The sequence below is a fragment of the Bacillus sp. NMCC46 genome, from assembly GCF_002998465.1.
Taxonomy (GTDB): Bacteria; Bacillota; Bacilli; order Bacillales; family Bacillaceae; genus Bacillus.
In genome coordinates this window covers 1-20,187 of the sequence record NZ_PVQZ01000010.1, presented here as the reverse complement: position 1 = coordinate 20,187, position 20,187 = coordinate 1, and the positions used below count along the sequence as shown (strand labels likewise).

Below are 20,187 nucleotides of genomic sequence, written 5' to 3'. Positions count from 1 at the left end.
TCGAACGTTTTATGGAAACGACAACTTCTTTTGACAAAATTTCTTTTTCACCTTCGCTATAATGACAAGCAACGAATATCAGGTGGGGGATGAAAAGATGGAAAAACTAGAAAGAAGAACTGATTTAACAGGAGCGGGGTTTGAAAGAATCAGTGCAGGGTTAAAAAAGATGAAAAACCTGTTTCTTCATCACACGCATTCTCTTTTTTTCTATAAAGGGTTTATTTATGTTGTTCTTGGTTTTTTATTAGGACGAGCCTTTATTTTATCTGAAATTATGCCGTTTGCTCTGCCTTTCTTTGGCTCCATGCTGCTTATCAAAAGAGATAAGGCCATGCTTGCTTGTCTCGCTTTACTCGCTGGAGCCATGACGATATCACCTCAAAACGCATTGTTTGTGTTTGCGTCGTTAATCGTGTTTCTCCTTATGTCCAAGGTGGTTTCTTTCATCATCAAAGACCCAGTGAAAACATTGCCGGTTGTCATTGTGCTGTCGATGCTGATCACCCGAGGAGCATTTGTTTACCTAGAGCAAGGTGCTGTGCAAAGCTACGATTACGTCATGGCGGGTGTTGAAGCAGGACTTGCCTTCATTTTGACACTGATTTTCCTTCAAAGCCTGCCGATTTTTACAGTCAGGAAAATCAAACACTCCTTAAAGGTTGAAGAAATTATTTGCTTTATGATTTTAATTGCCTCAGTTTTAACAGGTCTGGCTGGCATCACATTTCAAGGGATGCAGGCAGAGCATATTTTGTCACGTTATGTAGTGCTGAGCTTTGCTTTTATTGGAGGAGCCAGTATTGGTTGTACGGTGGGTGTCGTGACAGGATTAATTCTCGGTCTCGCTAACATCGGAAACCTTTATCAGATGAGTCTTCTTGCCTTTTCAGGCTTATTAGGGGGACTGCTGAAAGAGGGGAAGAAAGCAGGCGCAGCCATTGGCTTAATTGTGGGTTCCTTACTTATTTCCCTATACGGAGAAGGATCAGCAGGTCTCGTGACCACGCTGTATGAATCACTTATTGCAGTTGCGCTCTTCTTACTCACGCCACAATCAGTGACCTCTAAGGTAGCGAAATATATTCCTGGTACGGTAGAGCATGTACAGGAACAGCAGCAATACGCCCGGAAAGTACGAGATGTGACAGCAAAAAAGGTAGACCAATTTTCTAATGTATTTCATGCGCTGTCTGAGAGTTTTGCGACATTTTACGAATCCATTCCTGAAGAAAAGAAGCAGGAAGAGGATGTAGATCTTTTTTTAAGTACGATCACAGAACGATCCTGTCAAACGTGCTATAAGAAAAATAAATGCTGGGTGCAGAACTTTGATACAACCTATGAACTGATGAAACAAGTTATGCATGAATCTGATGAAAAAACCTACGAGCATAACCGGAAATTGAAGAAGAAATTTAGCCAGCACTGCTCAAAATCAAAACATGTCGAGGAATTGATTGAAGAGGAGATCGCTTACTATAAAGCCAACCAGACCCTGAAGAAAAAGGTCCAAGACAGCAGACGACTTGTAGCCGAACAGCTGATGGGGGTCTCACAAGTGATGGAGGATTTTTCCCGGGAAATAAAACGAGAAAGAGAACAGCATTTTATTCAAGAAGAGCAGATGATAGAAGCACTTCAGCACTTTGGGATTGAAATTCAGCAAGTAGAAATTTATAGCTTGGAGCAGGGGAATGTCGATATTGAAATGAGAATCCCATATTGCCAAGGACATGGTGAATGTGAAAAAATCATCGCTCCCATGCTCTCAGATATTTTAGAAGAACAGATTTTAGTCAAAGCAGAGCAGTGTGCAGAGCACCCAACAGGCTATTGCCACGTTGTATTTGGCTCTGCAAAATCATATCGAGTGGCTACAGGCGTAGCGCATGCAGCGAAAGGCGGAGGGTTAGTGTCTGGGGATAGCTACAGCATGATGGAGCTGGGTGCGGGCAAATATGCCGCAGCTATTAGTGATGGAATGGGCAATGGAGCAAGGGCTCATTTTGAAAGCAATGAAACGATTAAGCTGTTAGAAAAAATATTGGCGTCAGGTATCAATGAAAAAGTGGCAATCAAAACCATTAATAGTATTTTATCTTTACGAACGACGGATGAAATCTATTCTACATTAGATTTATCAATTATTGATTTACAGGATGCGAGCTGTAAGTTCCTCAAGATTGGTTCAACACCCAGCTTTATTAAACGAGGTGAACAGGTGATGAAGGTACAAGCGAGCAACTTACCGATTGGGATTATTGATGAATTTGAAGTGGAGGTAGTGAGTGAACAGATGAAGGCAGGAGATCTGCTGATTATGATGAGTGATGGCATTTTTGAAGGACCAAAGCATATTGAAAATCATGATCTGTGGGTGAAGCGCAAAATGAAAAGCTTTAAAACAGAAGATCCGCAAGAGATTGCTGATTTATTAATGGAAGAGGTCATTCGAACAAGAGCGGGTCAAATTGACGACGATATGACGGTTGTTGTCATCAGGCTTGATCACAACACACCAAAATGGGCATCCATTCCGACTGGTACATTCTATCTTGAGAAACAAGAGATTTCTTAAAATATCGTATAATATGAATTTCTTCTGGCGATGATGGGAATATAAAGCATTCAGTTACGATCCCAGGAGGAATGAAGATGCGAAAAGGTCACGTAAACCAAATCTTATTGATTACAGATGGCTGCTCAAATCACGGGGAAGATCCACTTGCGATTGCCTCATTGGCAAAGGAACAAGGGATTACAGTCAATGTCATTGGCATTATGGAGGAAAACAGACACGATCATGAAGCGATGAAAGAAGTCGAGGGGATGGCCCTCGCAGGCGGAGGCATCCATCAGGTTGTCTACGTCCAGCAGTTATCTCAAACGGTACAAATGGTCACAAAAAAAGCGATGACACAAACCTTACAAGGTGTTGTGAATAAAGAATTGCAGCAAATACTTGGCAAAGACACTGAAATTGAAGAGCTTCCGCCTGATAAGCGTGGGGAAGTGATGGAAGTAGTCGATGAGTTAGGAGAGACGGTTCATCTTCAAGTACTTGTGCTTGTTGATACAAGTGCAAGTATGAAACCGAAGCTGCCGACCGTTAAAGAAGCACTCATCGATCTCTCTATTAGTTTAAATTCAAGAATTGGTGAAAATCAGTTTGGGATGTGTATATTTCCCGGGAAAAACTCAGATGCTGAAATTGTGTTGAATTGGACGCCTCGATTCGATTCGTTATCATCTATTTTCCCGAAACTGACCACGGGAGGAATTACTCCAACTGGACCAGCGCTTCGAGAAGCACTCCAGCATTTCAAATCAGTTCGTTCGCGTAAAGGGCTGCTTGAAGCAAAGGAAGAGCATGATAATGAATTCGGCTTCTAACATTCCGTTAGGCACGGTGATTCAAGGGAAATGGCATCACAATCATTACCGCATTGTAAAAGAGCTGGGAAAAGGGGCGAACGGTATTGTCTATCTAGCCGAATCGCCAAATGGTCAAGTAGCCCTTAAAGTGAGTGATGACAGTATGCTCATTGCATCTGAAGTCAATGTATTAAAATCCTTTTCTAAGGCTCCTGTGAAAACCATGGGGCCTTCTTTTTATGATATGGATGATGCGATTTATCCCGGTATGCTTCAAAAGCGTTCCTTTTATGTGATGGAGTATGTCAGAGGCCCGTTACTGCTTGAATTTGTAAAACAAAAAGGTGATGAGTGGATCGTCGTTTTAATGGTTCAGCTTTTATCTAACCTGGCTCATTTACATCAGGAAGGCTGGATTTTTGGTGACTTGAAGCCAGACAATCTCATCGTGTCAGGTCCCCCAGCCGCGATCCGGTGCATTGATGTAGGGGGAACGACAAAAGCAGGCAGGGCAATCAAGGAGTATACAGAGTTTTTTGATCGAGGCTATTGGGGATTCGGCACAAGAAAGGCAGAGCCATCCTATGATCTGTTTGCCTTAAGTATGGTGATGGTGAATTGTGCGTATAAGAAAGAATTCAAAAAAGGAGCAGAACCGGAAAAGCAGCTTTACAGAGCGATTGAAGGACATCCTTTATTAAAGCGTTATGAAAGGGTGTTAAAGGCTGCTCTACAAGGTAAATATCAATCAGCGGCGGCTATGAAGAGTGCGATGCTGAAAGAAGGACAGCTGATCGCTTCAAGAAAAGCGAGTCAAAAGAAGCAGCAGCAAAAAAACGGGCAAAAGCCCGCTGTTCAACAAAATCAACAGGTGACTTCACGATCGAGAGTTGCAGCAGCAAAAAGAACACCAGTACGCAAAAAATCAGGCGGGCTTTTTGAAACTGTTCTGATCGTGTGCAGTGTACTTGCTCTTTACTGTGCATATGTAGTTTTGTTCCTGCTATAGACCTGTAAAAAAGCAGGCTTCATCTTTGCTTGGAGCTACTGAAAGTGATAGGATATGTATATCTTTAAATTACCTGCTCTTTGTGAGGAGGAAGTTGTGAATAGAATTGAATCATTTTTGAAAAAACATGATGTTTACCTTGAAAATACGACAGTCATTGTCGGGGTTTCTGGCGGACCAGATTCCATGCTTTTACTGCACGAACTAAACAAACGTCGAAAAGGTTCCTATCAGCTGATTGCAGCCCATGTAGATCACATGTTCAGAGGAGAAGAATCCTTTGCTGATTTGGCATTTGTTGAGGCTTACTGCAAGGAGCAAGAGATTCCTTTTGAATCGGCCCGCATACAGGTCACCCAATATGCAAAAGAAAACCACTTAAACAAACAGGCAGCTGCAAGGGAGTGCAGATATGCTTTCTTTCGTCAATTGATGGAGCAATACAACGCTCAATTTATAGCGCTTGCACATCATGGAGACGACCAAGTAGAAACAATGATGATGAGGCTTGCGAGAGGGACTGTTGGAATAGGACTCGCCGGTATCCAAGCAAAACGTCCTTTTCAAGATGGATGGCTGATTCGGCCGCTCATTGGATATTCCAAGGACGACGTGCTGACAGCTTGTGAAAAAGAACATATTCCCTATGTCATTGATCAAAGCAATCACACTGATGACTACTTGAGAAACCGGATAAGAAGACACATTCTTCCCGTGTTAAAAGAAGAGGCACCTCATGTACATGAAAGCTTTCAGTTTGTAAGTGACATGCTGACTGAGGATGAGCAATATTTGCAGGCATTAACAAAGGAACAAATGAACCAAGTGATAACGAATCAATCGCCTAAGCAAATTAAGATCAAAACGAAGCCTTTGCTTGACCTGCCTTTGCCTTTACAAAGAAGAGGCATTCAACTAATATTAAACTATCTTTATGAAAACACTCAATCAGCGTTTTCAAACCAGCATATTCTAGGGACTTTGGACTGGTTATCTCATACCGAACAACCGTCTGGATCATTAGATTTGCCAAAAGGTTTACAAGCTGTCAAGTCTTATGATTACTGTATGTTTACCTTTGAACGATCGCTTGTACTAGACCAGTCTTATGCTCTTCACTTAAAGGGTGAGCTTGGAGAGGAGCTTTTCCTTCCGAATGGGCAGTCTATCGTGGTATCAAATCATGTTCCGAAGGATGCACGGAACGGAAACCATTTTTTCTTGCTTCAAAAAGATCATGTTCGTCTCCCTTTGATCATTCGCTCACGAAAAAATGGTGATCGAATCAAACTTAAAGGGATGAATGGATCAAAAAAGGTGAAGGATATATTTATTGATAAAAAAGTGCCTCTTGCAGAAAGAGACAGCTGGCCGATCGTCACTGACTCGGATCATCAAATCATCTGGATCCCAGGTCTGAAAAAATCCGTTTTTGAAGAAATTGATATGACAAACAGCGATCTCATTGTATTACAATATAGACAGCATGAAAATTTGTAGGGGGCAAGCAAAAGCATGAAACAAGATATTGAAAAGGTTTTGATCTCAGAAGAAGAGATCCAGCAAAAAGTGAAGGAACTGGGTGCAACATTAACCAGCGATTATGATGGTAAATTTCCCCTGGCTATTGGTGTTTTGAAAGGGGCTCTTCCATTCATGGCAGACCTGATCAAACACATTGATACATATTTAGAACTTGATTTTATGGATGTATCTAGCTACGGAAAATCTACCGTATCTTCAGGAGAAGTAAAGATCATTAAAGATCTTGATACTTCTGTTGAAGGAAGAGATATTTTAATTATGGAAGATATCATCGACAGTGGGTTAACTTTGAGCTATCTGGTAGAGCTTTTCCGATACCGTAAAGCAAACTCCATAAAAATTGTGACATTGCTTGATAAACCAAGCGGTCGTAAAGCAGACATCAAAGCAGATTATGTTGGATTTGAAGTGCCAGATGCATTTGTTGTCGGCTATGGATTGGATTTCGCTGAACGTTACCGAAACCTCCCGTATATTGGAGTGTTAAAACCATCTGTTTACGAAGGCTAATCAGCATACGTATACATGAGGTTATTGGTTGTATTGGAATGATTTTCTATGATACTATTGAACATAGTTGTGCTTACTGTGGGAGGAGGTAAGGAATGAATCGGGTTTTTCGTAATACGATTTTTTATATACTTATTTTATTACTTGTGATAGGGGTAGTCAGTTGGTTAGGATCCCCTAATCAAAAGCCTGAGAACATGTCTTACAGCAAATTTTCGCAAAATCTAAGTGCGGGAAAAGTGGAGAGTATCTCCATTCAGCCTGTAAGAGGGGTTTATGAAATTCGTGGTCAATTAGATGGCGCGAAAAAAGATCAATACTTTATTACCCATGTTCCAGATGGTCAAGGTGTTGACCAGATTTACAGTGCACTGAAGAATACAGATGTAAAAGTAGAACCAGCACCTGAAACAAATGGATGGCTGCAAGTTCTGACAACCATCATTCCGTTTATCATCATCTTTATCCTGTTCTTCTTCTTATTGAACCAAGCTCAGGGCGGTGGAAGCCGTGTTATGAACTTTGGTAAGAGTAAGGCGAAGCTTTACACAGAAGAGAAGAAACGTGTGAAATTTAAAGATGTTGCCGGTGCAGATGAAGAAAAGCAAGAGCTTGTAGAAGTGGTTGAATTCCTAAAGGACCCACGTAAATTTGCGGAGCTTGGCGCAAGAATACCTAAAGGGGTTTTACTAGTAGGGCCTCCAGGTACAGGTAAAACTTTGCTTGCGAGAGCATCTGCAGGAGAAGCAGGCGTTCCTTTCTTCAGCATCAGTGGTTCTGACTTCGTCGAGATGTTCGTCGGTGTCGGTGCATCACGTGTACGTGATTTATTCGAAAATGCGAAAAAGAATGCACCTTGCTTAATCTTTATTGATGAGATTGATGCAGTGGGTCGTCAGCGTGGAGCCGGTCTTGGCGGTGGTCATGACGAGCGTGAACAAACGCTTAACCAGCTTCTTGTTGAAATGGATGGTTTTAGTGCGAACGAAGGTATTATTATCATTGCTGCGACGAACCGTGCAGATATCCTAGATCCTGCATTGCTGCGTCCGGGACGTTTTGACCGTCAAATTACGGTTGACCGACCAGATGTCATTGGTCGTGAAGAAGTACTGAAGGTTCATGCGAAAAACAAACCGCTTGATGATACAGTCAACTTGAAAGCCATTGCAAGCAGAACACCTGGGTTCTCTGGAGCAGATCTTGAGAACTTACTAAACGAAGCAGCGCTAGTTGCTGCCCGTCATAACAAAAAGAAAATCGATATGCGTGATATCGACGAAGCGACTGACCGTGTCATCGCTGGACCGGCGAAGAAAAGCCGCGTCATTTCGAAGAAAGAACGTAATATCGTGGCTTACCATGAAGCAGGTCATACTGTGATTGGACTTATCCTAGACGAAGCGGACATGGTGCATAAAGTAACGATCGTTCCTCGTGGTCAGGCAGGCGGATATGCGGTCATGCTTCCAAGAGAAGACCGTTATTTCCAAACGAAGCCAGAGCTTCTTGATAAAATTGTCGGCTTGCTCGGCGGTCGTGTTGCAGAGGAAATTACGTTTGGTGAAGTAAGCACAGGCGCTCACAACGACTTCCAGCGTGCAACAGGCATTGCAAGAAAAATGGTTACTGAGTTCGGTATGTCTGATAAGCTTGGTCCGCTTCAGTTCGGTCAAGCACAAGGTGGTCAAGTGTTCCTAGGCCGTGACTTTAACAACGAGCCGAATTATAGTGAAGCCATTGCTTACGAGATTGACCAAGAAATTCAGCGTTTCATCAAGGACAGCTACGAACGTGCGAAACAAATTCTCACTGAGAACAAAGATAAGCTAGAAATTATCGCACAAGCCCTTCTAGAAGTTGAAACATTAGATGCTGAGCAAATTAAATCTCTTTACGAAACTGGAAAGCTTCCAGAGCGTATATACGCAGATGACGAAGAGAAAAACGATGATGTGAAAGTGAACATCAAGAAAAAAGAAGAAGATGAGGAGATCTAATCTCCTTCTGTGAAAGCTGCCGGGATCACCGGCAGCTTTTTTTATTTCGATTCATGAATGGATCGGTTTCGAATTGTTTACAAATGGAACTCAATTCGTGTATGGTATGATAGAAAGTCGAAAAATGCTCTTTTTGAGAAACTATTCAAAGTGGTGATGAAGTTGTTACTCGTGATAGATGTAGGAAACACAAATACCGTTTTAGGTGTTTATCATAACGGCGATCTAAACTACCATTGGCGAATTGAAACAAGCCGTCATAAAACAGAAGACGAATTTGGTATGGCTATCAGGTCTTTATTTGATTATGTGGGGCTGATGTTTGATCAAATAGAAGGAATTATCATCTCGTCTGTTGTCCCGCCAATGATGTTTGCACTAGAAAGAATGTGCGAGAAGTACTTTCACTTAACACCCCAAATTGTAGGGCCTGGAATGAAGACTGGATTAAACATTATGTGTGACAATCCAAAGGAAGTCGGGGCTGATCGAATTGTGAATGCAGTAGCGGCGATTCACCTATATGGGGCACCTCTCATTGTGGTAGACTTTGGCACAGCGACAACCTACTGCTATATCAATGAACAAAAACAATACATGGGTGGGGCAATTGCACCTGGTATTACCATCTCAACAGAGGCTTTATATACAAGAGCGGCGAAGCTGCCGAGAATTGAAATTGTCCGTCCAGATCACATTGTTGGAAAAAACACCATTAGTGCGATGCAATCCGGCATCCTTTATGGATATGTTGGGCAAGTCGAGGGAATAGTGAAACGGATGAAGCAGCAAGCGAAACAAACACCGAAAGTCATTGCAACAGGCGGTTTGTCGACATTGATTGGAAATGAATCAGACTGCATTGATATTGTCGATCCGTTCTTAACATTAAAAGGACTTCAACTCATTTATGAGCGTAATCGTGTCGGTGTACTATAGGAGGTTTAAAATCGAATGGATTACTTAGTTAAAGCGTTAGCATATGACGGAAAAGTCCGAGCATATGCTGCAAACACAACAGATACAATCAATGAAGCACAAAGAAGACACCATACATGGCCAACAGCATCAGCAGCGATTGGCAGAACAATGACAGCTACAGTCATGATGGGTGCTATGCTGAAAGGCGAAAATAAGCTAACGGTCAAAATTGAAGGCGGTGGACCAATCGGTGCCATCATTGCTGATGGAAACGCAAAAGGTCAGGTGCGCGGATATGTCTCAAACCCACAAGTCCACTTTGACTTAAATGAACATGGCAAGCTGGATGTCAGACGTGCAGTCGGGACATCTGGAACGTTGAGTGTTGTCAAAGATATCGGACTGAAAGATCACTTTACAGGACAAACGGAGATCGTCTCAGGTGAAATTGGAGACGACTTCACTTATTATCTTGTCTCTTCTGAGCAAGTGCCTTCCTCTGTAGGCGTAGGGGTTCTGGTCAATCCAGATAACTCGATCCTTGCAGCAGGCGGTTTCATCATTCAATTGCTGCCTGGAACAGAAGATGCTGTCATCGAAAGATTAGAAAAGCGGCTCTCAACCATTGAACCCATTTCTAAACTCATTGAAAAAGGGATGACACCAGAAGAAATTTTAGAAGAAGTACTCGGAGAAAAACCTCAAATTTTAGAAACTGTACCTGTCGAATTCTCTTGTAACTGCTCAAAAGAACGTTTTGCTAATGGCATTATCAGCCTAGGGAAAGCCGAAATTGACGACATGATTGAACAAGACGGACAAGCAGAAGCTCAATGCCATTTTTGTAACGAAACGTATGTATTTACAAAAGAAGAGCTAGAAGAGCTGCGTGAAGAAATAACCCGCTAAGCTCTAAGCAGCGGGTTTTCTTTTTAGAATGGAAAGGAGACGAAAAATGAGACTAAAAGCAAGAGTGGTATGGACATTTATCCTCGTGTTGCTTATGATCAATGCCGTTGTCATTGCATATGTATTAACAAAGTCGCAAATGTCACAGGCTTCTTCAAATGGGAAGAGCGGTGAAGAAATTGCGTCGATTGGAAAAGAGAAGGTGACGCGTCAAGAATGGTTAAAGAAGATGGAAGACCGCTATGGCAAGGCAACACTTGAGCAAATGATTAATCAGAAGGTGGTCAATCAGCTTGCGAAAGAAAACAAGCTTGAGGTGTCTTCAAAAGAGATCAATCGTGAATTGCTCATGCTTAAAGCGGTATCTAATAATTTCTACGAAGATGGACATACAAGTGAAAAGGAATGGAAAGAACAGATTCGTTATCAAATTTTATTAGAGCAGCTTTTAACGAGAGATGCTGTTGTTTCTGAAAAAGAAGCGAAATCCTTTTATGAAAAAAACAAGGACTTATATCAATATGATGATTCATACCGTATTCGTCATATCGTCGTGAAGACAAAAGGCGAAGCTGAAAATGTATTGAAGGATCTTAAAGGCGGATCTAGCTTCGAAGCGGTGGCAGCTGAACGCTCCATTGACCGCTACACCTCTCCATATGGCGGAGATCTTGGGTTTGTGACAGAAGAACAAGAAAATATCCCAGCCCTATACATACAGGAAGCTCAAAAGCTTCAGCCAGACGAATGGACAAAAGAACCGATCGAGACCAAAAACGGGTATGCCATTATTCAACTAAAAGAAAAATTAGATGGCCGCTCCTTCTCTTATGAAGAAGTCAAAGATCAGATCAAAAGGCAGATTGCCATGGAAGACCTAGGTGAAAAGGCGAATGTCAAAACCCTGTGGAAAGAAGCAAAAGTCACATGGTTTTACGATGGCGAGCAGGACTAAAAGCATTGACAAAATTTTTTGAAATTGATAATTTAATATTAATACAATAAAATTACTCGGAGATAGAGGTGTTAGTGATGGCTCGTATTGCAAATTCAGTTTTTGAACTAATAGGAAATACACCAGTCGTTAAATTAAACCGTTTAGTAGATGAAGACAGTGCGGATGTCTACTTGAAACTTGAATATATGAACCCGGGCAGCAGTGTAAAAGATCGTATTGCGTTAGCGATGATCGAAGATGCTGAAGCGAAAGGTACTTTAAAAGCCGGCGACACGCTCATCGAACCAACAAGCGGAAACACAGGGATCGGTCTTGCGATGGTAGCGGCAGCTAAAGGAATTAACGCAATTCTAGTGATGCCAGACACAATGAGTCAGGAGCGCCGCAACCTTTTACGCGCTTATGGTGCAGAGCTTGTATTAACACCAGGTGCAGAAGGAATGAAAGGTGCCATCAAAAAGGCAGAAGAATTGGCAGAAGAGCATGGTTACTTCATGCCTCAGCAATTTAGCAACGAAGCCAATGCGGAGATTCACCGTCGTACTACAGGAAAAGAAATTCTTGAACAGTTTGACGGCGAGCTTGATGCATTTATTGCAGGTGTTGGTACGGGCGGCACGATTACGGGTGCTGGTGAAGTCTTAAAAGAAGCCATCCCATCGATTCAGCTTTATGCGGTAGAGCCGACAGATTCTCCTGTATTATCAGGCGGAAAGCCAGGCCCGCATAAAATCCAAGGGATAGGAGCAGGTTTTATCCCTTCAATCTTGAACACGGAAGTATATGACGGTATTATCCAAGTGAAAAACGAAGATGCATTTGAGCTTGCAAGAAAAGCAGCGAAAGAGGAAGGGATCCTTGGCGGTATTTCTTCAGGAGCAGCTATTTACGCAGCACTTCAAACAGCGAAGAAGCTTGGTAAAGGGAAAAAGGTTCTGGCAATCATCCCAAGTAATGGGGAGCGTTACCTCAGTACACCTCTTTATCAATTCGATTAAACCAATTACCCCAGCATTTGCTGGGGTTTTTTTATGAAATCTGTAGATGGAAAGCAAATACTATTTTCTAAATAAATTGGATTGCATTACAATAAGATTAATGAAAATGAAAAAGGATGATAACATGACACAACGCAGGCCGATGGGCATCAAAATTCCTTTTACGAAAGATGCTTTCCTGAAAAGATACGAACAATTAACTGCTGGCGAAACACACCATGTTCTTCTTGAAAGTGCTCGCGGCGGTTCATACAGCATTGCTGGCATTGACCCGATCGCTAAAGCGAAGGGGAAAGACGGGATGACAACCATCCATTATCAAGATGAGGTGCTGTTCAAAGAAGGCGATCCATTCAGAGCGTTTACGGATTGGTTCCAAACCCTTCAAACCGAAATGAATGAGGAATATCCTGATTTTCAAGGCGGGGCGATTGGATTTTTAAGCTATGATTATGCAAGATATATCGAGCATTTTAAAATGCTGTCCATTGATGACCTGAAAACACCTGATCTTTATTTTCTCGTATTTAATGATGTTGCGGTCTTTGATCATGAAGAAAACGTGCTGTGGCTGATCACTCACACAGAAGGAACGGAACCTGTGAGTGACACTCATCAAAGACTCGAAGATTTGAAGCGAAAGTGGACAAGCTCTTCAGAAGAATCAGCGCAATCTCCTGTTCATGAATCTTCTGCAGAATTTGTACCAGCAGCACCGTTTACCGAAGAAACCTTTGGAGAAGCAGTAGAGAAAATTAAGCAATATATCGCAAGCGGTGATGTGTTCCAAGTGAATTTATCCATCAGACAAGATGAACAGCTCCACACACATCCGTATGATTTATACAAAACGTTACGTCAAGTCAATCCATCTCCGTATATGTCTTATCTGCACACGCCTGATTTCCAGATTGTTTGTGGATCTCCAGAGCTGCTTATTAAGAAAAAGGGGAATCAATTAGAAACAAGACCGATTGCGGGTACAAGATCAAGAGGCAAAGACGACGCTGAGGATCAAGCGCTGGCAAAAGAGCTCATTGAAAATGAAAAAGAACGCGCAGAGCATGTGATGCTCGTGGATCTTGAGCGGAATGACCTTGGACGCGTGTCTACTTATGGCTCAGTAAAAGTGAACGAATTTATGGCGATTGAGAAATATTCACACGTGATGCACATTGTATCCAACGTACAAGGGGAACTGCGTGATGATTGTGATGCAGTAGATGTCATGAGAGCTGTATTCCCAGGCGGAACAATTACAGGTGCTCCAAAGGTGAGAACAATGGAAATCATAGAAGAGCTTGAGCCGACAAGGCGTGGGCTTTATACTGGATCTATAGGCTGGTTTGGATTCAATCAAGATATGCACTTTAACATCGTCATTCGTACGGCGTATTGTACTGAAGGCAAAGCCTTTATGCAGTCGGGTGCTGGGATCGTCATCGATTCTGTACCAAAGCACGAATACAAAGAATCGATTAAAAAAGCCTATGCAGTAAAAAAAGCATTACAGTTGAGCAAAGAAGAGACTATTTTGAGTTAGAGGTGAGCAGAGCATGATATTAATGATTGATAATTATGATTCATTTACGTACAACCTGGTCCAGTATTTAGGTGAGCTTGGAGAAGAATTGATCGTGAAACGGAATGATCAAGTAACCATTCAAGAAATCGAAGAGCTTAAACCAGATTTTCTCATGATTTCTCCAGGGCCATGCAGTCCTGATGAAGCGGGAATTAGTATGGAGGCGATCAAGCACTTTGCGGGAAGTATTCCGATCTTTGGTGTGTGTCTAGGTCATCAATCCATTGCGCAAGTCTTTGGCGGGGATGTCGTTCGTGCAGAGCGCTTAATGCACGGTAAAACGTCAGAGATTGCACATGACGGAAAAGGCGTCTTCACTGGACTCCAAAATCCGCTTGTCGCAACGAGATATCATTCATTAATTGTCAAAAACGAGACGCTGCCGGAGTGCTTTGACGCAACAGCCAGCACAAAGGAAGGCGAGCTCATGGCCATTCGCCATAAAGAGCTGCCAATTGAAAGTGTACAGTTTCATCCTGAATCGATTATGACGTCCTTCGGAAAAGAAATGCTTAAAAATTTCATTGAAACCTATCGTAAAAAGGGGCATGAAGTAAACGCATGATCATTTATCTGAACGGTCAGTATATAGAGGAGAAAGACGCGACTCTTTCTCCTTTTGATCATGGTTTTCTATATGGCATCGGTGTATTCGAAACATTTACCAGCCTGGCAGGACAAGTCTTTCTGTTAGATTGGCACCTTGAAAGGCTCAATCAATCATTGCGTGACCTTTGCATCGAATCCACAATAGAGAAACCATTTGTACTCGACATCATTCATACCTTACTAAATAAAAACGGAATAGCCGGTGGTCATGCGAGAATTCGCTTCAATGTTTCTGCGGGCAGAGGCAATGGATTTTCTGCAGATTCTTATGAAGAGCCTGTCGTTTTTGTCATGATCTCTCCATTCCGGCCCGAATCTGTTTTAGACGAGAAGCAGGGAGTCATTCTTCAAACGAGGAGAAATACGCCGGAAGGTCCAAGGCGCCTCAAGTCTCATCATTATATGAACAACCTGCTGGCTAAAAGAGAAGTGGGAAATGATGCATCGTTAGAAGGCATCTTTTTAACAAAAGAAAATGATGTGGCAGAAGGAATTACCTCCAATATATTTTGGCGAAAAGGTGATGTGATCTATACACCGTCACTTGATACAGGAATTTTAAATGGAGTCACTCGCCGATATTGTATTGAAACGCTTCAAGCTATGGGGACTTCACTAAAAGTAGGGCGATACCCAGTCTCGCAATTGCTATCAGCTGATGAGGCATGGATGACCAATTCTGTTCAGGGGATTGTGCCCTTCAGCAGTATAGGAGAAATTTCCTTGCCTCAAAACAGCCGGATCATCTCAACAAAGTTGAGAACGCAATATACAAAAGAACGTCTAGATCATAAAGAGTAGGTGGACACAATGACACAACAAGTGATAAAACAGCCTAAAATCATACAAGCCAAGCACCACACCCTTAGTTATGAAGAAAAGACATTGGTCATGGGCATTTTAAATGTCACACCTGACTCTTTTTCAGATGGAGGAAAGTTTAATCAAGTGGATAAAGCGCTGGCTCATGCAGCACAGCTGATAGAAGACGGGGCGCATATGATTGATATTGGCGGAGAATCGACTCGCCCAGGAGCGGCACTTGTCTCAGAACAAGAGGAGCTTTCAAGAGTCATTCCCGTCATTGAAAAGATCACTAAAGAATTGGATGTACCGATTTCCATTGATACGTATAAAGCCCATGTTGCAGATGAAGCGGTGAAAGCTGGAGCTTCCATCATTAATGATGTATGGGGAGCGAAGGCAGATCCTCAAATGGCGCATGTGGCAGCGAAGCACAATGTGCCGATTATTTTAATGCACAATCGGCCAGAGCGAAACTACACACATCTGATTTCAGATATGATCGCAGATTTGAAAGAAAGTGTTCAAATTGCGAAACAAGCGGGTGTCCGTGATGACATGATCATATTAGATCCAGGTGTAGGTTTTGCGAAAAATAAAGAGGACAACCTGATGGTCATGAATGAGCTCGAACATTTTTGTCACCTTGGTTATCCACTGCTCTTAGCTACATCTCGAAAACGATTCATCGGAGCTGTCTTAGACCTGCCGCCTGAAGAACGTACGGAAGGAACGGGGGCTACGGTCTGCCTTGGGATTCAAAAAGGCAGTGCGATGGTTCGCGTACATGATGTAAAAGAAATCGCAAGAATGGCAAAAATGATGGATGCCATGCTGAATAAGGGAGGCGCTTATCATCGATAAAGTATATGTAAATGGAATGGAATTTTACGGCTACCACGGCGTATTTGCAGAAGAAAATAAATTAGGACAGCGATTCCGTGTGGATTTAACAGCTTCACTTGATTTAAGTAAAGCCGGGCAAACTGATGACCTCAATGAGACCATTAATTATGCAGAGCTCTACCAAATCTGCAAAAGCATTGTAGAAGGTGAATCAGTCAACCTCGTTGAAACACTGACAGAAAGAATTGCGAACCAAGTGTTAAAGGACTTTCCGACAGTTCAGGAATGTACAGTAAAGGTAATCAAACCAGATCCGCCAATTCCAGGACACTATCAGTCCGTTGCAATTGAAATGACGAGATCACGCACATGAACAATACTGCATACATCGCTTTAGGATCGAACATAGGTAAAAAGGAAACCTATTTAAAAGAAGCTGTCAAAAAACTGCACGAACATCCAGAGGTTCAAGTAGAATTGATCTCCTCTATATATGAAACAACACCTGTAGGTTACGAAAACCAAGATGACTTTTTAAATATGGCTGTGAAAATTTCCACTTCGCTTCGTCCAAATGAACTACTGGCACTTACTCAGAAAATCGAGCAAGAGTTAGGCAGAACAAGAGAAGTGAGATGGGGACCGCGAACGGCTGACCTTGACATTTTACTTTATAATCGTGAAAATATTGAAACAGAACAGCTTGTAGTACCACATCCTAGAATGTACGAACGTTTATTCGTTCTTGTTCCGATGAGTGAGATTTGCCCAGAAATCGGCGAAGTACAAATAAATGCCGTAACAGACCAAGAAGGTGTAAGCATATGGAAAAAGACATGTGGGGTAGAAGAATTCGTGCATACCGAAAGCTAAAAGGGTATACTCAGGAAGGGTTCGCGAAAAGACTAGGCATCTCTGTCTCTGTCTTAGGAGAAATTGAGCGAGGCAATCGATTACCAACAAACCAATTGGTTGGTCAAATAGCAGATGCTTTAAATATAACGGTGGAAGAACTTTCGCCAATTCTTGAAGAAGGAAGGAGGGGAAATGATGTTTAAAATCGGAGATATCGACATTAAAAACAAAGTGGTGCTCGCGCCTATGGCTGGTGTGTGCAACTCTGCCTTCAGACTGACAGTTAAAGAGTTTGGAGCGGGTTTAGTCTGCGCTGAAATGGTCAGTGACAAGGCGATCCTGATCAACAATGCAAGAACAATGGGTATGCTATACATTGATGAACGGGAAAAGCCTTTGAGCCTTCAGATATTTGGAGGTGAAAAAGACACACTCGTCGAAGCGGCAAAGTTTGTAGACCAGAACACCACAGCGGACATTATTGATATTAACATGGGCTGTCCTGTACCGAAGATTACGAAATGTGATGCAGGAGCGAAATGGCTGCTTGATCCAAACAAGATTTATGAAATGGTCTCTGCTGTTGTAGATGCTGTAGATAAACCTGTTACGGTGAAAATGAGAATGGGCTGGGACGAAGATCATATCTTCGCTATCGACAATGCCCGTGCTGTTGAACGAGCAGGTGGACAAGCGGTTGCGCTTCACGGACGGACACGTGTGCAGATGTACGAAGGAACAGCGAATTGGGATATTATAAAAGAGGTCAAACAATCTGTTTCCATTCCTGTCATCGGCAATGGAGATGTCAAAACCCCTCAAGATGCAAAACGAATGCTTGATGAAACGGGTGTAGATGCTGTCATGATCGGAAGAGCCGCGCTAGGAAACCCGTGGATGATCTATCGAACGGTTCATTATTTAGAAACGGGTGAACTAAAAGAAGAGCCAAATGTACGTGAGAAGATGTCAGTGTGCAAACTTCACTTAGACAGACTCATTGACCTAAAAGGCGAACACGTGGCTGTCAGAGAAATGAGAAAGCACGCAGCATGGTACTTAAAAGGTGTCCGAGGCAATGCGGACGTAAGAAATCAAATCAATCAAAGTGAAACGAGAGCGGAGCTTGTACAAGTTCTTGATGACTTTACGATCGAAGCCGAGGCAAAAGAGCTTCAAAGTATAAAAGTAGGATAAGACTATCTTTCTTTTTGTAGCTCACTGCTAGTGCATGTACTGGCAGTTTTTCTGCTTTTCTCTGCAAAATAAATTATTGGAGTGATATAAATGAGTAATGAAGGGCTTAATAACGAAGAATTAAATGACCAATTCCAGGTCAGACGTGACAAAATGAATAAAATGAGAGAAGAGGGTATCGATCCATTCGGTGAACGATATGACCGTTCTCATCAATCCGCACAAATTATCGCTGAATTTGATGAGTTTTCTAAAGAAGACTTAGAAGAAAAGTCTGCCCAAGTGACAATCGCTGGACGTATGATGACAAAGCGAGGAAAAGGGAAAGCTGGCTTTGCGCATATACAAGACTTAGAAGGACAAATTCAAATATACGTTCGTAAAGATAGTGTAGGAGAAGAAGCTTACGAGTTATTCAAAAGCTCAGACCTAGGCGATATCATCGGTGTAACAGGAATGGTATTTAAAACGAACGTAGGAGAACTTTCTATTAAAGCGACTAGCTTTGAGGTTCTCACAAAAGCACTTCGCCCGCTTCCTGATAAATATCATGGACTCAAAGATGTTGAACAACGTTATCGTCAGCGCTACCTTGACCTGATTGTAAATCCAGAAAGTAAGCAGACGTTCATCATGCGAAGCAAGATCATTCAATCCATGAGAAGATACTTAGATTCTAAAGGATACCTAGAAGTTGAAACACCAACAATGCACAGCATCCCTGGTGGTGCATCAGCACGTCCTTTCATTACTCATCACAATGCACTGGATATGCCGCTTTATATGCGTATTGCGATTGAACTGCACTTAAAACGCCTGATTGTCGGTGGTCTAGAGAAAGTATACGAGATTGGCCGTGTATTCCGTAACGAAGGTGTATCAACTCGTCATAACCCAGAATTCACTATGATCGAGCTGTACGAAGCTTACGCAGATTACAAAGACATCATGAACCTAACTGAAAACCTGATTGCTCATATTGCCGAAGAGGTACTAGGAACAACCACTATTCAATATGGAGAAGATGAAATTGATCTCAAGCCTGAATGGAAGAGACTCCATATGGTTGAAGCGGTCAAAGAAGCAACTGGTGTAGACTTCTGGCAGGAGATGTCTGTTGAAGAAGCGAAGCAGCATGCCGCTGATCACGGAATTGAAATCACGAAAAACATGACAGTAGGTCATATCATCAATGAGTTCTTCGAGCAAAAAGTAGAAGAAACATTGGTTCAGCCTACATTTATTTACGGACACCCAGTGGAGATTTCTCCATTAGCTAAGAAAAATCCTGAAGACCCTCGCTTCACTGATCGCTTTGAACTATTTATCGTACGCCGTGAGCATGCTAATGCATTCACAGAGCTTAACGATCCAATCGATCAAAGAGAACGATTCGAAGCTCAATTAAAAGAACGTGAAGAAGGGAATGACGAAGCGCATCTAATGGATGACGATTTTGTTGAAGCATTAGAATATGGTATGCCTCCAACAGGCGGTCTAGGAATCGGTATCGACCGGTTAATCATGCTATTAACAAATTCTCCATCAATCAGAGATGTACTGCTTTTCCCACAAATGAGAAACCGTTAATACATCACTCAAAGCGCCATTTTAACTATGGTGCTTTTTATTTTTCATAAAATGAAACTTTTTTTAAAAAAACTATTGCAAGGAAAGAATCAAGATGGTATATTATTATTCGTTGCCGCAAAACAGCAACGAGGTTAAAAAAGAAATTGAAAAAAGTTCTTGACTTTAACCGATACGAAATGTTAAGATATTAAAGTCGCTTACGAGCGATAACGAAAATGATCTTTGAAAACTAAACAAGACAAAACGTACCTGTTAATTCGAGTTTTTATAAAAAAATCCTATGATACATCATAGGTAGTCAGTCAAACACTGACGAAAAACAAAACTTCGGTTTTGTACTTTTTCGGAGAGTTTGATCCTGGCTCAGGACGAACGCTGGCGGCGTGCCTAATACATGCAAGTCGAGCGGACAGAAGGGAGCTTGCTCCCGGATGTTAGCGGCGGACGGGTGAGTAACACGTGGGTAACCT

At 42.1% G+C, this 20,187-nt stretch carries 18 protein-coding genes, 1 rRNA gene and 1 pseudogene; all 20 read left to right on the top strand.

Annotated features, from left to right (window positions below):
• The first annotated feature begins 97 nt into the window (after window positions 1–97).
• Complete coding sequence (gene spoIIE, locus C6Y01_RS18320) at window positions 98–2,581, top strand: stage II sporulation protein E (RefSeq protein WP_095286202.1); 2,484 nt, start codon at window positions 98–100, stop codon at window positions 2,579–2,581.
• Window positions 2,582–2,658: 77 nt separating this feature from the next.
• The gene (locus C6Y01_RS18315) at window positions 2,659–3,396 is read left to right on the top strand and encodes a vWA domain-containing protein (protein WP_106038595.1); all 738 of its coding nucleotides are present in this window, start codon (window positions 2,659–2,661) and stop codon (window positions 3,394–3,396) included.
• Window positions 3,380–4,387 (top strand): protein kinase domain-containing protein, encoded by a 1,008-nt coding sequence (locus C6Y01_RS18310; RefSeq protein ID WP_106038594.1) that lies wholly within the window; start codon window positions 3,380–3,382, stop codon window positions 4,385–4,387. The genes C6Y01_RS18315 and C6Y01_RS18310 overlap by 17 nt, the downstream gene beginning before the upstream one ends.
• Before the next feature lie 96 nt (window positions 4,388–4,483).
• Window positions 4,484–5,906: pseudogene (gene tilS, locus C6Y01_RS18305) on the top strand (tRNA lysidine(34) synthetase TilS).
• Window positions 5,903–6,442 (top strand): hypoxanthine phosphoribosyltransferase, encoded by a 540-nt coding sequence (hpt, locus tag C6Y01_RS18300; RefSeq protein WP_003217950.1) that lies wholly within the window; start codon window positions 5,903–5,905, stop codon window positions 6,440–6,442. Before tilS ends, hpt begins: the two are co-directional and overlap by 4 nt.
• 95 nt (window positions 6,443–6,537) lie before the next feature.
• Window positions 6,538–8,442 (top strand): ATP-dependent zinc metalloprotease FtsH, encoded by a 1,905-nt coding sequence (gene ftsH / locus C6Y01_RS18295; RefSeq protein WP_034665747.1) that lies wholly within the window; start codon window positions 6,538–6,540, stop codon window positions 8,440–8,442.
• Between the two features lie 162 nt (window positions 8,443–8,604).
• Window positions 8,605–9,381 (top strand): type III pantothenate kinase, encoded by a 777-nt coding sequence (locus C6Y01_RS18290; protein WP_060595364.1) that lies wholly within the window; start codon window positions 8,605–8,607, stop codon window positions 9,379–9,381.
• A gap of 15 nt (window positions 9,382–9,396) precedes the next feature.
• The gene (gene hslO, locus C6Y01_RS18285) at window positions 9,397–10,272 is read left to right on the top strand and encodes an Hsp33 family molecular chaperone HslO (RefSeq protein WP_012008671.1); all 876 of its coding nucleotides are present in this window, start codon (window positions 9,397–9,399) and stop codon (window positions 10,270–10,272) included.
• A gap of 46 nt (window positions 10,273–10,318) precedes the next feature.
• Window positions 10,319–11,227, top strand: a complete 909-nt coding sequence (locus C6Y01_RS18280; protein WP_106038593.1) for a peptidyl-prolyl cis-trans isomerase — start codon at window positions 10,319–10,321, stop codon at window positions 11,225–11,227.
• A gap of 77 nt (window positions 11,228–11,304) precedes the next feature.
• Complete coding sequence (cysK, locus tag C6Y01_RS18275) at window positions 11,305–12,228, top strand: cysteine synthase A (protein WP_012008673.1); 924 nt, start codon at window positions 11,305–11,307, stop codon at window positions 12,226–12,228.
• A 124-nt stretch (window positions 12,229–12,352) separates the two neighbouring features.
• A complete protein-coding gene (pabB, locus tag C6Y01_RS18270) occupies window positions 12,353–13,771 on the top strand; it encodes an aminodeoxychorismate synthase, component I (RefSeq protein WP_034665756.1) in 1,419 nt (472 codons plus the stop codon).
• 13 nt (window positions 13,772–13,784) lie between these two features.
• On the top strand, window positions 13,785–14,378 hold the full coding sequence (gene pabA, locus C6Y01_RS18265; protein WP_003217897.1) for an aminodeoxychorismate/anthranilate synthase component II: 594 nt from the start codon (window positions 13,785–13,787) through the stop codon (window positions 14,376–14,378).
• Entirely contained in the window at window positions 14,375–15,223 is an 849-nt protein-coding gene (gene pabC, locus C6Y01_RS18260) for an aminodeoxychorismate lyase (RefSeq protein WP_106038592.1), read from the top strand. Before pabA ends, pabC begins: the two co-directional genes overlap by 4 nt.
• A 9-nt stretch (window positions 15,224–15,232) precedes the next feature.
• On the top strand, window positions 15,233–16,090 hold the full coding sequence (gene folP / locus C6Y01_RS18255; protein WP_034665762.1) for a dihydropteroate synthase: 858 nt from the start codon (window positions 15,233–15,235) through the stop codon (window positions 16,088–16,090).
• On the top strand, window positions 16,083–16,445 hold the full coding sequence (gene folB / locus C6Y01_RS18250) for a dihydroneopterin aldolase (protein ID WP_034665765.1): 363 nt from the start codon (window positions 16,083–16,085) through the stop codon (window positions 16,443–16,445). Before folP ends, folB begins: the two co-directional genes overlap by 8 nt.
• A complete protein-coding gene (gene folK, locus C6Y01_RS18245; protein WP_034665768.1) occupies window positions 16,442–16,945 on the top strand; it encodes a 2-amino-4-hydroxy-6-hydroxymethyldihydropteridine diphosphokinase in 504 nt (167 codons plus the stop codon). Before folB ends, folK begins: the two co-directional genes overlap by 4 nt.
• The gene (locus C6Y01_RS18240; protein WP_034665770.1) at window positions 16,897–17,130 is read left to right on the top strand and encodes a helix-turn-helix domain-containing protein; all 234 of its coding nucleotides are present in this window, start codon (window positions 16,897–16,899) and stop codon (window positions 17,128–17,130) included. The genes folK and C6Y01_RS18240 overlap by 49 nt, the downstream gene beginning before the upstream one ends.
• Window positions 17,123–18,124: a tRNA dihydrouridine synthase DusB gene (dusB, locus tag C6Y01_RS18235; protein WP_034665771.1), complete on the top strand. Its 1,002-nt coding sequence runs from the start codon at window positions 17,123–17,125 to the stop codon at window positions 18,122–18,124. Before C6Y01_RS18240 ends, dusB begins: the two co-directional genes overlap by 8 nt.
• A gap of 90 nt (window positions 18,125–18,214) precedes the next feature.
• On the top strand, window positions 18,215–19,714 hold the full coding sequence (gene lysS, locus C6Y01_RS18230) for a lysine--tRNA ligase (RefSeq protein ID WP_034665772.1): 1,500 nt from the start codon (window positions 18,215–18,217) through the stop codon (window positions 19,712–19,714).
• A gap of 343 nt (window positions 19,715–20,057) precedes the next feature.
• Window positions 20,058–20,187 (top strand): 16S ribosomal RNA (locus C6Y01_RS18225); the annotation flags it as partial.

Coding starts and splice junctions, on each gene's coding strand:
- C6Y01_RS18310 (WP_106038594.1), top strand. CDS start 3,380: ATGAATTCGGCTTCTAACATTCCGTTAGGCACGGTGATTCAAGGGAAA.
- lysS (WP_034665772.1), top strand. CDS start 18,215: ATGAGTAATGAAGGGCTTAATAACGAAGAATTAAATGACCAATTCCAG.
- pabA (WP_003217897.1), top strand. CDS start 13,785: ATGATATTAATGATTGATAATTATGATTCATTTACGTACAACCTGGTC.
- pabC (WP_106038592.1), top strand. CDS start 14,375: ATGATCATTTATCTGAACGGTCAGTATATAGAGGAGAAAGACGCGACT.
- spoIIE (WP_095286202.1), top strand. CDS start 98: ATGGAAAAACTAGAAAGAAGAACTGATTTAACAGGAGCGGGGTTTGAA.
- folK (WP_034665768.1), top strand. CDS start 16,442: ATGAACAATACTGCATACATCGCTTTAGGATCGAACATAGGTAAAAAG.
- hslO (WP_012008671.1), top strand. CDS start 9,397: ATGGATTACTTAGTTAAAGCGTTAGCATATGACGGAAAAGTCCGAGCA.
- pabB (WP_034665756.1), top strand. CDS start 12,353: ATGACACAACGCAGGCCGATGGGCATCAAAATTCCTTTTACGAAAGAT.
- hpt (WP_003217950.1), top strand. CDS start 5,903: ATGAAACAAGATATTGAAAAGGTTTTGATCTCAGAAGAAGAGATCCAG.
- C6Y01_RS18240 (WP_034665770.1), top strand. CDS start 16,897: ATGGAAAAAGACATGTGGGGTAGAAGAATTCGTGCATACCGAAAGCTA.
- dusB (WP_034665771.1), top strand. CDS start 17,123: ATGTTTAAAATCGGAGATATCGACATTAAAAACAAAGTGGTGCTCGCG.
- cysK (WP_012008673.1), top strand. CDS start 11,305: ATGGCTCGTATTGCAAATTCAGTTTTTGAACTAATAGGAAATACACCA.
- ftsH (WP_034665747.1), top strand. CDS start 6,538: ATGAATCGGGTTTTTCGTAATACGATTTTTTATATACTTATTTTATTA.
- C6Y01_RS18280 (WP_106038593.1), top strand. CDS start 10,319: ATGAGACTAAAAGCAAGAGTGGTATGGACATTTATCCTCGTGTTGCTT.
- C6Y01_RS18315 (WP_106038595.1), top strand. CDS start 2,659: ATGCGAAAAGGTCACGTAAACCAAATCTTATTGATTACAGATGGCTGC.
- folP (WP_034665762.1), top strand. CDS start 15,233: ATGACACAACAAGTGATAAAACAGCCTAAAATCATACAAGCCAAGCAC.